10 protein-coding genes and 1 rRNA gene are annotated in these 12,434 nt (G+C 57.1%); 10 read left to right on the forward strand and 1 reads right to left on the reverse strand.

The window, feature by feature from the left end; all coding sequences use genetic code 11:
- Nucleotides 1-15 precede the first annotated feature (15 nt).
- From mrcB to HKK53_RS25460, 3 genes are read left to right on the forward strand one after another with little or no spacing between them, the layout of a single operon-like run.
- On the forward strand, nt 16-2,340 hold the full coding sequence (gene mrcB, locus HKK53_RS25450) for a penicillin-binding protein 1B (protein WP_169373055.1): 2,325 nt from the start codon (nt 16-18) through the stop codon (nt 2,338-2,340).
- Between the two features lie 16 nt (nt 2,341-2,356).
- The gene (locus tag HKK53_RS25455) at nt 2,357-3,094 is read left to right on the forward strand and encodes a hypothetical protein (RefSeq protein WP_133837737.1); all 738 of its coding nucleotides are present in this window, start codon (nt 2,357-2,359) and stop codon (nt 3,092-3,094) included.
- The gene (locus HKK53_RS25460) at nt 3,094-3,429 is read left to right on the forward strand and encodes a YqcC family protein (protein WP_169373056.1); all 336 of its coding nucleotides are present in this window, start codon (nt 3,094-3,096) and stop codon (nt 3,427-3,429) included. Before HKK53_RS25455 ends, HKK53_RS25460 begins: the two co-directional genes overlap by 1 nt.
- 110 nt (nt 3,430-3,539) lie before the next feature.
- Here the strand turns inward: HKK53_RS25460 and HKK53_RS25465 are convergent, their stop codons facing one another.
- The gene (locus HKK53_RS25465; protein ID WP_169373057.1) at nt 3,540-3,962 is read right to left on the reverse strand and encodes a DUF4124 domain-containing protein; all 423 of its coding nucleotides are present in this window, start codon (nt 3,960-3,962) and stop codon (nt 3,540-3,542) included.
- A gap of 401 nt (nt 3,963-4,363) precedes the next feature.
- Here HKK53_RS25465 and HKK53_RS25470 point away from each other — a divergent pair, with 401 nt between their 5' ends.
- From HKK53_RS25470 to HKK53_RS25500, 7 genes are all read left to right on the forward strand, one after another.
- The gene (locus HKK53_RS25470) at nt 4,364-6,088 is read left to right on the forward strand and encodes an acetolactate synthase 3 large subunit (RefSeq protein ID WP_123596819.1); all 1,725 of its coding nucleotides are present in this window, start codon (nt 4,364-4,366) and stop codon (nt 6,086-6,088) included.
- Between the two features lie 2 nt (nt 6,089-6,090).
- Nucleotides 6,091-6,582: an acetolactate synthase small subunit gene (gene ilvN / locus HKK53_RS25475; protein WP_003176102.1), complete on the forward strand. Its 492-nt coding sequence runs from the start codon at nt 6,091-6,093 to the stop codon at nt 6,580-6,582.
- Nucleotides 6,583-6,630: 48 nt separating this feature from the next.
- Nucleotides 6,631-7,647 (forward strand): ketol-acid reductoisomerase, encoded by a 1,017-nt coding sequence (gene ilvC / locus HKK53_RS25480; RefSeq protein WP_007948647.1) that lies wholly within the window; start codon nt 6,631-6,633, stop codon nt 7,645-7,647.
- Nucleotides 7,648-7,791: 144 nt separating this feature from the next.
- Nucleotides 7,792-8,649, forward strand: coding sequence for a CDP-diacylglycerol--serine O-phosphatidyltransferase (gene pssA, locus HKK53_RS25485; RefSeq protein WP_133837741.1), 858 nt, complete (start codon nt 7,792-7,794; stop codon nt 8,647-8,649).
- Between the two features lie 63 nt (nt 8,650-8,712).
- On the forward strand, nt 8,713-9,726 hold the full coding sequence (gene msrP, locus HKK53_RS25490) for a protein-methionine-sulfoxide reductase catalytic subunit MsrP (RefSeq protein WP_169373058.1): 1,014 nt from the start codon (nt 8,713-8,715) through the stop codon (nt 9,724-9,726).
- Complete coding sequence (gene msrQ / locus HKK53_RS25495; RefSeq protein ID WP_169373059.1) at nt 9,726-10,346, forward strand: protein-methionine-sulfoxide reductase heme-binding subunit MsrQ; 621 nt, start codon at nt 9,726-9,728, stop codon at nt 10,344-10,346. The genes msrP and msrQ overlap by 1 nt, the downstream gene beginning before the upstream one ends.
- 544 nt (nt 10,347-10,890) lie before the next feature.
- Nucleotides 10,891-12,429, forward strand: a 16S ribosomal RNA gene (locus HKK53_RS25500).
- Nucleotides 12,430-12,434 lie beyond the last annotated feature (5 nt).

Genomic DNA, 12,434 nt, shown 5'->3' on the forward strand with positions numbered 1-12,434 from the left:
GTATAATCCGCCGCCATGACTCGTACTCGATCCCCTCGCAGCAAAAAAAAACCACCTTCCAAGGGCATGAGCCCCTGGCTGAGCTGGGCCATTAAACTCAGCCTGGTCGGCCTCGTCGTGCTCGCCGGGTTCGCGGTTTACCTCGACGCGATCGTCCAGGAGAAGTTCTCCGGCAAGCGCTGGACCATTCCGGCCAAGGTGTATGCCCGCCCGCTTGAGCTGTTCACCGGCCAGAAGCTGAGCAAGGAAGACTTCCTCACCGAACTCGATGCCCTGGGCTATCGACGCGAAGCCGTGAGCAACGGCCCCGGTGCGGCGGCGGTCAACGGCAATACCGTCGACTTGAATACTCGCGGCTTCCAGTTCTATGAAGGCATGGAGAAAGCCCAGCCCGTGCGCGTGCGGTTCTCCGGCGACTACGTGGCCGAACTCTCGGCGACCAACGGTTCGAAGCTGTCGGTGGTGCGCCTTGAGCCGCTGATGATTGGCGGGATTTACCCGAAGAACCTCGAAGACCGCATCCTGATCAAGATCGATCAGGTGCCGCCGTATCTGCTGGAGACCCTGGTCGCCGTGGAAGACCGGGACTTCTATCACCACTGGGGCGTGTCGCCGAAATCGATTGCGCGGGCCGTCTACGTCAACACCTCTGGCGGCAAGATGACCCAGGGCGGCAGTACGCTGACGCAACAATTGGTCAAGAACTTCTACCTGACCAGCGAACGCAGCCTGACCCGCAAGCTCACCGAAGCGATGATGGCGATGCTGCTGGAACTGCATTACGACAAACAGGAAATTCTTGAGGCTTACCTCAATGAAGTGTTTGTCGGTCAGGACGGTCAGCGTGCAGTGCACGGTTTCGGGTTGGCCAGCCAGTTCTTCTTCGGCCAGCCGTTGTCCGAACTGAAACTGCATCAAGTCGCTTTGTTGGTGGGCATGGTCAAGGGCCCGTCCTATTACAACCCGCGTCGCAATCCTGAGCGGGCGCTGGAGCGACGCAACCTGGTGCTTGATGTGCTTGAGCAGCAGGGTGTTGCTACTGCCGAACAAGTCGCTGCGGCGAAAGCCATGCCATTGGGTGTGACCACTCGCGGCAAGCTGGCCGACAGCTCGTTCCCGGGCTTTATCGATCTGGTTAAACGTCAACTTCGCGAAGACTATCGTGACGAAGACTTGACCGAGGAAGGCCTGCGGATCTTCACCAGTTTCGACCCGATCCTGCAGATGAAAGCCGAAGCCTCGGTCAACGACACCTTTAAGCGCCTGGCCGGGCGCAAGGGTTCGGATGACGTCGAAGCGGCGATGGTCGTGACCAACCCGGAAACCGGCGAAGTCCAGGCCATGATCGGCAGTCGCCAGGCGAGTTTTGCCGGTTTCAACCGCGCGCTGGATGCGGTGCGACCGATCGGCTCGTTGATCAAGCCGGCGGTTTATCTGACGGCGCTTGAGAAACCAAGCCAGTACAGCTTGACCAGTTGGCTGTCGGACGATGCCTTCTCGGTGAAGGGCGCGGACGGCCAGGTCTGGAAGCCGCAGAACTATGATCGCCGCTCCCACGGCACGGTGTTCCTGTATCAGGGGCTGGCGCATTCGTACAACCTGTCGACTGCGCGTCTCGGGTTGGAACTGGGCGTGCCGAATGTCCTCAAGACCCTGGCGCGGTTGGGTGTGACTCGTGAGTTCCCGGCATTCCCGTCGATGCTGTTGGGTGCGGGTGGCCTGACGCCGATGGAAGTGGCGACCATGTACCAGACCTTGGCCAACGGCGGTTTCAATACGCCGATGCGCGGGATTCGCAGCGTGCTGACTGCCGAAGGCGAGCCGCTCAAGCGTTATCCATTCCAGATTCAGCAGCGTTTCGATCCGGCGTCGATTTTCCTGATCCAGAGCGCCATGCAGCGGGTCATGCGTGAAGGCACCGGCAGCTCGGTCTACAACGTGCTGCCGAAAACCCTGACGCTGGCGGGCAAGACCGGTACCAGTAACGATTCTCGTGACAGCTGGTTCGCCGGTTTCAGTCAGGATCTGCTGGCAGTGGTGTGGCTGGGCCGCGACGATAACGGCAAGACCCCGTTCACCGGTGCGACCGGCGCGTTGCAGGTCTGGACCAGTTTCATGCGCAAGGCCGATCCACTTCCACTGGACATGCCGCAGCCGGACAATATTGTCCAGGCCTGGGTCGATTCGCGCACAGGGCAAGGCTCTGATGCCAACTGCCCAGGCGCGGTGCAGATGCCGTATATTCGCGGCAGCGAACCGCCTCCCGGCGCCGCTTGCGGTGGGGAAACCCCTGCTTCTGGCGAAACGGTGATGGATTGGGTCAAGGGCTGGATGAATTAAGCAAAGAGGGTTTCAAGTGAACAAGTGGTTGATTCCAGCGGTTACCGCCGTGGCTTTGCTCAGCGGTTGTTCCTCCGTACAGCGCGGTTCGATCCCGGTCGTGGATTCCGGCAGCGCGGTATCGAACAGTGAACGGATTCAGGCGAATGGCGGTTTCCGCCAGACGACCGTGAAACGTCCAGTACAAGGCCAGCCTCAGGCGATCCCGCAAGGTGATACCGGTGTGGTGGTGATGGTGCCGGGTGGTGGTGCCGTGAGCTCGGCGCCGATCAGCACTTCGCCGATCACGCCTGGGCCGATTACGCCGGGTCCGATTGATACGTCGCCGGTTCAGTCCGCACCGATCAATCAAGGCAGCTACAGCATGCCGTCGGCGCCGACCGGGATTCCTTCAGCGAGCACCGGTGGTGGCCTGTCTGCCGACGAACAACTGGACGGTCCAGTGTTGGCATTGCTGACTACTGCGCAACAGCAACAGGCCGGTGGCGACCTCAACGGTGCGTCTTCCAGCCTGGAGCGTGCCCAGCGCGTTGCCCCGCGTGAACCGCAAGTGCTTTATCGCTTGGCGCAGGTGCGCATGGCTCAGGGTGATGCACCGCAGGCCGAACAGTTTGCCCGTCGTGGCCTGACGTTCGCCAATGGCCGTCCGGATCTACAGGCCAGCCTGTGGGAGCTGATCGCTCAGGCTCGCGAGAAACAGGGCGATTCCGCCGGCGCCGCACTGGCCCGTCAGAAGGCCAAGGTTTCGCTGTGATGGATGCTCGTTTCCCAAAGATTGCCGAGCAACTGCTGCTGATCGAGCGTGAGCTGCGGATTCAGGGCTGGTGGGACGAGGTTTCACCAAGCGTTGAAGCGCTGTCCAGTGTCGAGCCGTTCTCGGTCGACACCTTGGACTTCGAGCAATGGCTGCAATGGATTTTCCTGCCGCGCATGAAGGCGATCCTCGAACAGGATCTGCCTTTGCCCAATGCGTCGGGTATTCAGGAAATGGCCGAGATGGTCTTCGCTGCGCGCAATGTCCAGGGCAAGGATCGACAGCTTCAGCTCCTGCTCAAAGAGTTCGACCTGCTGATCACCGCCTCCCGCTGACACCTATCCCCTGTAGGAGCGAAGCTTGCTCGCGAAGGCGGCATAACATTCAGCACATTTGTTGAACGTTATGCCGCCTTCGCGAGCAAGCTTCGCTCCTACAAGGGAGTTTATTGGCAATTATCCGCGATCTGTTTCTGTGCTTCGGTCATGCGCTCCTGACGTGTCTGGTCAGTCAGGCGGCGCATCTCGCCATCAACCTCTTCCCGTAGTCGTGGATTGTTCTGCAGTTGAGCAAGGTTGGTCCGCGCCTGTTCACAGAACGCCTTGAGCTGGGCCTGCTGCTCGGCAACCTGCTTTTTCACCGTCTTATCGATGGCCTGTTGGTCGCCCAGCACATTGCTGCGTTCAGGCGCGGGTGGTTTGCCGGCGGGCGGGGAGGGCGTGACCACGGTGGTGGCTTGCTGACCCTGGGGTGGCTGGGCATCAAAGTGAGTCACGCCTTGGGCATCGACCCATTTGTAAATCTGACCGGCCATGCACATGGGGCTCAGGGTGATCAGCAGACTGGCGGTGAGGAAGAAGGTACGCATGCCGTTTCCTTGTCATAAGTTGCGCAATTGAAGCTAACACACATGCCGTTTACGGGTTTTTTCTTGCGTTCTCATGTGCTTACTCACAATAAAGCACATAGACGGCTTGACTTGCAGAGGACGAAACAGAAGAATCCAAAGTCCGCTGTAGAGGGACTGCCAGAAGCAGACCCACTCGGTAGATCATGAGGCGCATACCCGCGCCGACCTGTTACACCCGCAACGCGTTACCTCGCGCTGGGTGGGAAAGGCCCGCAACACTTGGGACGATCCCAATACTTGCTCAGTCAGTGCTGACGTAGTCGGCGACCACCGTCGCTCATGCTCTGCCGAGAAGTAAACCTATTAAGACCCGTCCTCTTGTGAGTGGACGGTATTCTGGCGTTTTAGAGGTGAACAACGTGGAGCTTTTATCTGGCGGTGAGATGCTCGTCCGCTTTTTGCGTGACGAAGGCGTCAAATATATCTACGGGTACCCCGGTGGTGCTCTTCTTCATGTCTACGATGCCCTGTTCAAAGAACCGGAAGTGACTCACATCCTGGTTCGTCACGAACAAGCGGCTACCCATATGGCTGACGGCTATGCCCGTGCCACCGGTAAAGCCGGCGTGGTACTGGTGACTTCCGGTCCTGGCGCAACAAACGCCATCACCGGGATCGCCACTGCTTATATGGACTCCATTCCAATGGTGGTCATTTCCGGCCAGGTGCCTAGCACCATGGTAGGCACCGACGCGTTCCAGGAAACCGACATGATCGGTATCTCCCGGCCGATCGTGAAGCACAGCTTCATGATCAAGCACGCTTCGGAAATCCCGGAAGTCATGAAGAAGGCGTTCTACCTGGCGCAATCCGGTCGTCCGGGCCCGGTCGTGGTCGATATCCCGAAAGACATGACCAACCCGGCCGAGAAGTTCGAATACATCTTCCCGAAAAAAGCCAAGCTGCGTTCCTACAGCCCGGCCGTTCGCGGTCACTCCGGGCAAATCCGCAAGGCTGCAGAAATGCTCCTGGCGGCCAAGCGTCCGGTGATGTACGCCGGCGGCGGCGTGATTCTCGGTGGTGGCTCCGCGCCGCTGACCGAATTGGCGAAGATGCTCAACCTGCCAGTGACCAATACCCTGATGGGGCTGGGTGCCTACCCTGGCACCGACCGTCAGTTCATCGGCATGCTCGGCATGCACGGCAGCTACACCGCCAACCTGGCGATGCACCATGCGGATGTGATCCTCGCCGTCGGTGCGCGTTTCGATGACCGCGTGATCAACGGCCCGGCGAAGTTCTGCCCGAACGCCAAGATCATTCACATCGACATCGACCCGGCTTCGATCTCCAAGACCATCAAGGCCGACGTGCCTATCGTTGGTCCGGTGGAAAGTGTCCTGACCGAAATGGTCGCGATCCTCAAGGAAATCGGCGAGACCCCGAACAAGGAGTCCGTGGCCAGTTGGTGGAAGCAGGTGGATGAGTGGCGCGGTGATCGCGGCCTGTTCCCTTACGACAAGGGCGACGGCAGCGTCATCAAGCCGCAGACCGTGATCGAAACCCTGTGCGAAGTGACCAAGGGCGATGCCTATGTTGCTTCGGACGTGGGCCAGCACCAGATGTTCGCCGCGCAGTACTATCGGTTCAACAAGCCCAACCGCTGGATCAACTCCGGTGGCCTGGGCACCATGGGCTTCGGTTTCCCGGCGGCCATGGGTATCAAGTTGAGCTTCCCGGATGCCGACGTCGTTTGCGTGACGGGCGAGGGCAGCATCCAGATGAACATCCAGGAACTGTCCACCTGTCTGCAATATGGCTTGCCGGTGAAAATCGTCATCCTGAACAACGGTGTTCTGGGTATGGTTCGCCAGTGGCAAGACATGAGCTACGGCAGCCGTCACTCGCATTCCTACATGGAATCGTTGCCTGATTTCGTCAAGTTGGCGGAGGCCTATGGTCACGTCGGCGTGCGCATCACCGAATCGAAAGATTTGAAGACGAAGATGGAAGAGGCGTTCGCCATGAAGGATCGCCTGGTGATCATCGATGTTTCGGTCGACACCAGCGAGCACGTCTACCCGATGCAGATCAAAGACGGCTCCATGCGCGATATGTGGCTGAGCAAGACGGAGCGTACTTAATCATGCGACATATTATTTCCTTGCTTCTGGAAAACGAACCAGGCGCTCTGTCTCGTGTAGTCGGCCTGTTCTCGCAGCGCAACTACAACATCGAAAGCCTGACCGTGGCACCGACCGAAGACCCGACCTTGTCGCGTCTGACGTTGACCACGGTTGGTCATGACGAAGTGATTGAGCAGATCACCAAGAACCTGAACAAGCTGATCGAAGTGGTCAAATTGGTCGACCTGTCGGAGAGTGCTCACATCGAGCGCGAACTGATGCTGGTCAAGGTCAAGGCTACCGGCGCCCAGCGCGCCGAGATCAAGCGCACTACCGATATTTACCGTGGGCAGATCGTTGATGTCAGCGCCAGCGTGTATACCGTTCAATTGACCGGTACCAGCGACAAGCTCGACAGCTTCATTCAGTCCATCGGCACCGCATCGATTCTGGAAACCGTCCGTAGCGGCGTAACCGGTATCGCCCGCGGCGACAAAGTACTCAGCATCTAAACCAAATTAGCGAATGGCCTGAACGGCCTGGATATATAGGGGAATTTCATGAAAGTTTATTACGAAAAAGACTGCGACCTGTCGATCATCCAGGGCAAGAAAGTTGCCATCATCGGTTACGGTTCCCAGGGCCACGCTCAAGCGTGCAACCTGAAAGACTCCGGCGTTGACGTTACTGTTGGCCTGCGTAAAGGTTCGGCCACTGTTGCCAAGGCCGAAGCTCACGGCCTGAAAGTGACTGACGTTGCTTCCGCTGTTGCTGCTGCCGACCTGGTCATGATCCTGACCCCGGACGAGTTCCAGTCTGCTTTGTACAAGAACGAAATCGAGCCGAACATCAAGAAAGGCGCCACCCTGGCCTTCTCCCACGGCTTCGCGATCCACTACAACCAGGTTGTTCCGCGCGCTGACCTCGACGTGATCATGATCGCGCCGAAAGCACCGGGCCACACCGTGCGTTCCGAGTTCGTCAAAGGCGGCGGTATCCCTGACCTGATCGCTATCTACCAGGATGCTTCCGGCAACGCCAAGAACGTTGCACTGTCCTACGCTGCTGGCGTTGGTGGCGGCCGTACCGGCATCATCGAAACCACCTTCAAGGACGAGACCGAAACCGACCTGTTCGGCGAGCAAGCCGTTCTGTGTGGCGGTACCGTTGAGCTGGTCAAAGCCGGTTTCGAAACCCTGGTTGAAGCTGGCTATGCGCCGGAAATGGCCTACTTCGAATGCCTGCACGAACTGAAGCTGATCGTTGACCTCATGTACGAAGGCGGTATCGCCAACATGAACTACTCGATCTCCAACAACGCCGAGTACGGCGAGTACGTGACCGGCCCGGAAGTGATCAACGCCGAATCCCGTCAGGCCATGCGCAACGCCCTGAAACGTATTCAGGACGGCGAATACGCCAAGATGTTCATCAGCGAAGGCGCGACCGGCTATCCTTCGATGACCGCCAAGCGTCGTAACAACGCCGCTCACGGTATCGAAATCATCGGCGAGCAACTGCGCTCCATGATGCCGTGGATCGGTGCCAACAAGATCGTCGACAAAGCCAAAAACTAAGTCGCTGTCTTGTACGGAAAACGCGGCCTAGGCCGCGTTTTTTCGTTTGGATCGCCGGTTCTGGTATAAAGCTGCATCGTTTGTGGCCGAACCGTCGTCCCAGACACCTGTCGAAACTTTCCACCCTGTTGCAAGGTAATGTCCATGAGCGAACGTCCCGAAGAGCCAAACCAGGCTCCTGACGCCGAAAGTCTGCTGCCCATCGATGAACACATCGAAGAAGGGCATGACGCTGAAGGTCGTAAAGTCCGGCATCGTGGTATCTATCTTCTGCCGAATCTGTTCACCACTGCGAACCTGTTCGCAGGGTTCTACTCCATCATCAACTCGATGAGTGCCCAGGCCGCCTTGAGCGCTGGTGACTCGGTTGGAGCGAGCAAGTATTTTGCGTTTGCCGCCATCGCGATTTTCGTCGCCATGGTGCTTGACGGCCTTGATGGCCGCGTTGCGCGCATGACCAATACCCAGAGTGCCTTCGGTGCCGAGTACGACTCGCTGTCGGACATGGTCGCCTTTGGCGTGGCGCCGGCGTTGCTGGCATTCGGCTGGGCCTTGGGCGACATGGGCAAGGTCGGCTGGATGGTTGCCTTCATCTATGTGGCGGGTGCGGCGTTGCGGCTGGCGCGGTTCAATACCCAGGTCGGCACGGCAGACAAGCGTTACTTCATTGGTTTGGCCAGCCCGGCTGCTGCCGGTGTGGTGGCGGGGATTGTCTGGGCATTCAGTGATTACGGCATCCAGGGTTCCAAGATGTCGTTCCTGGTGGCATTGATGGTGGCGGCGGCTGGCATGCTGATGGTCAGCAACATCAAGTACAACAGCTTCAAGGAGCTGGACTTGAAAGGGCGCGTGCCTTTCGTGGCGATCCTGGCAGTGGTGCTGGTGTTTGCCGTTGTGTTCAGTGATCCACCGCGCATTCTGCTGTTGGTGTTCCTCGGGTATGCGGCCTCTGGTCCGGTTCAATACCTGTTGCGTCTTCGTCGGCACAAAAACGCCGAATGATGTAATTTCCCTCATACTCCGCAGTCTATTGGTGCATCTGTTCTCCAATGCTGCGGAGTAGCCATGCTGATCAAAGTCCCCAAAGCGTCTGACTGTCATGAGTCGGACGTTACGCCTGAATCCTTCTATCTATCTCGTCGCAATGTGCTGGGTGCTGCCGTGGCCGGTTTGGCAGTGAGCAGTCTGCCTCGTTGGGCCAATGCCGACGAGGCGGCGCGTTATGCCGATGTCGAGCCTGGCAAGGCGCCTTCCTGGTTTGCCGAAAAGCTGCCTTCTACTAAATGGGGGGCGGTCAACGTCAAGGATGAGGCGATCACGCCGTTCAAGGATGCGACCCATTACAACAACTTCTATGAGTTCGGCACTGATAAAGGTGATCCGGCGGCAAATGCTGGTGCGCTGAAGACCGAGCCGTGGAGCGTGGTGGTGGACGGGGAGGTGGGTAAGCCGGGGCGCTATGCCCTGGAAGACTTCATGAAGCCTTATCAGTTAGAGGAGCGGATCTATCGTCTTCGCTGCGTAGAGGCGTGGTCGATGGTGATTCCCTGGATTGGCTTTCCCCTCTCTGCGTTGCTCAACCAAGTCGAGCCCACCGCCAACGCCAAATACATTCGCTTCGAAACCCTGCAGGATCCCAAGAGCATGCCCGGACAGCGCTCCGGTTTCGCCTTGATTGAATGGCCTTATGTCGAAGGGCTGCGTCTGGACGAGGCGATGAACCCGTTGGCGATTCTTGCGGTGGGCATGTATGGGCGGGAGTTGCCGAATCAGAATGGCGCGCCGCTGCGGTTGGTGGTGCCGTGGAAGTATGGCTTCAAGAGCGTCAAATCCATTGTGCGGATCAGCCTGGTGAGTGAGCAGCCGAAGACGACTTGGCAGAGCATTGCGTCCGATGAGTATGGTTTCTATGCGAACGTGAATCCCACGGTCGATCATCCGCGCTGGACTCAGGCACGGGAACGGCGTTTACCGAGCGGCCTGTTCAAGCCCAATGTGCGGGACACGCAGATGTTCAATGGTTACTCGGATGAAGTCGCTTCTTTATATACCGGGCTCGATTTGCGGAAGAACTACTGATGCGTTTTGCGGTTTGGCGGGTTTTTGTCTTTATCGCTATCGCGATCTGGCCACTTCTTTGGTTGTATCAAGCCTGGGCGGATGTGCTCGGGCCTGATCCGGGCAAAGTCCTGGTAGATCGCTTGGGTCTGGGCACGCTTGTCCTGCTGCTAATTACGTTAAGCATGACGCCTTTGCAGAAGCTGAGCGGTTGGGCGGGGTGGATTGCTGTCCGCCGACAGCTGGGTTTGTGGTGCTTTGCCTATGTAGTGCTGCATTTGAGTGGGTATACGGCGTTCATTCTCGGGTTTGACTGGTCGCAACTGGGCGTTGAATTGCGCAAGCGGCCTTACATTATTGTCGGGACGTTGGGGTTTCTCTGTTTATTGGCGCTGGCCGTGACGTCCAATCGTTATAGTCAGCGGCGTTTGGGTTCGCGTTGGAAGAAACTGCATCGACTGGTCTATGTGATTCTCGGGCTTGGGTTGCTGCATATGTTGTGGATTGTTCGCGCCGATCTAAAAGAGTGGGCTATCTATGCTTCTATAGGTGCGTTGCTGATAGCACTGCGCCTGCCGCCTGTAGCGCGTCGAATTCCACGTTTAACCGCTAAAAAGGCACCTTCTGCAAGAAAGGCGTAATTAAAGGTTGACGGCAGATTCTGGAAGTCTATAATTCGCCCCACTTCCGGCGCAGTCGAAACGGAAAACTCCTTGGTAAACAAAGAGTTACGCAGTTTTCGACAGCGAGTTGCTTCAGGTTATCGAAGCCCGGAAGGAGTTGGTCGAGCGGCGTTGTTTGGCTCGATTGACGGTTCGATCTTCTCGGTCGAAAGCGGAACAAAAGAGGTGTTGACAGCAGCGAGTAACGCTGTAGAATTCGCCTCCCGCTAACGAGAGATCGGAAGCGCAAGTGGTTGAAGTTGCAAAGGAAACTTTGAAAACTTCTGAAAATAACCGCTTGACAGTAACTGGCGCTGCTGTAGAATGCGCGCCTCGGTTGAGACGAAAGATCTTAACCCACCGCTCTTTAACAACTGAATCAAGCAATTCGTGTGGGTGCTTGTGGAGTCAGACTGATAGTCAACAAGATTATCAGCATCACAAGTTACTCCGCGAGAAATCAAAGATGTAACCAACGATTGCTGAGCCAAGTTTAGGGTTTCTTAAAAACCCAAAGATGTTTGAACTGAAGAGTTTGATCATGGCTCAGATTGAACGCTGGCGGCAGGCCTAACACATGCAAGTCGAGCGGCAGCACGGGTACTTGTACCTGGTGGCGAGCGGCGGACGGGTGAGTAATGCCTAGGAATCTGCCTGGTAGTGGGGGATAACGCTCGGAAACGGACGCTAATACCGCATACGTCCTACGGGAGAAAGCAGGGGACCTTCGGGCCTTGCGCTATCAGATGAGCCTAGGTCGGATTAGCTAGTTGGTGAGGTAATGGCTCACCAAGGCGACGATCCGTAACTGGTCTGAGAGGATGATCAGTCACACTGGAACTGAGACACGGTCCAGACTCCTACGGGAGGCAGCAGTGGGGAATATTGGACAATGGGCGAAAGCCTGATCCAGCCATGCCGCGTGTGTGAAGAAGGTCTTCGGATTGTAAAGCACTTTAAGTTGGGAGGAAGGGCATTTACCTAATACGTAAGTGTTTTGACGTTACCGACAGAATAAGCACCGGCTAACTCTGTGCCAGCAGCCGCGGTAATACAGAGGGTGCAAGCGTTAATCGGAATTACTGGGCGTAAAGCGCGCGTAGGTGGTTCGTTAAGTTGGATGTGAAATCCCCGGGCTCAACCTGGGAACTGCATTCAAAACTGTCGAGCTAGAGTATGGTAGAGGGTGGTGGAATTTCCTGTGTAGCGGTGAAATGCGTAGATATAGGAAGGAACACCAGTGGCGAAGGCGACCACCTGGACTGATACTGACACTGAGGTGCGAAAGCGTGGGGAGCAAACAGGATTAGATACCCTGGTAGTCCACGCCGTAAACGATGTCAACTAGCCGTTGGGAGCCTTGAGCTCTTAGTGGCGCAGCTAACGCATTAAGTTGACCGCCTGGGGAGTACGGCCGCAAGGTTAAAACTCAAATGAATTGACGGGGGCCCGCACAAGCGGTGGAGCATGTGGTTTAATTCGAAGCAACGCGAAGAACCTTACCAGGCCTTGACATCCAATGAACTTTCCAGAGATGGATTGGTGCCTTCGGGAACATTGAGACAGGTGCTGCATGGCTGTCGTCAGCTCGTGTCGTGAGATGTTGGGTTAAGTCCCGTAACGAGCGCAACCCTTGTCCTTAGTTACCAGCACGTTATGGTGGGCACTCTAAGGAGACTGCCGGTGACAAACCGGAGGAAGGTGGGGATGACGTCAAGTCATCATGGCCCTTACGGCCTGGGCTACACACGTGCTACAATGGTCGGTACAGAGGGTTGCCAAGCCGCGAGGTGGAGCTAATCCCAGAAAACCGATCGTAGTCCGGATCGCAGTCTGCAACTCGACTGCGTGAAGTCGGAATCGCTAGTAATCGCGAATCAGAATGTCGCGGTGAATACGTTCCCGGGCCTTGTACACACCGCCCGTCACACCATGGGAGTGGGTTGCACCAGAAGTAGCTAGTCTAACCTTCGGGAGGACGGTTACCACGGTGTGATTCATGACTGGGGTGAAGTCGTAACAAGGTAGCCGTAGGGGAACCTGCGGCTGGATCACCTCCTTAATCGA

Source organism: Pseudomonas sp. ADAK7 (assembly GCF_012935675.1).
Classification (GTDB): domain Bacteria; phylum Pseudomonadota; class Gammaproteobacteria; order Pseudomonadales; family Pseudomonadaceae; genus Aquipseudomonas.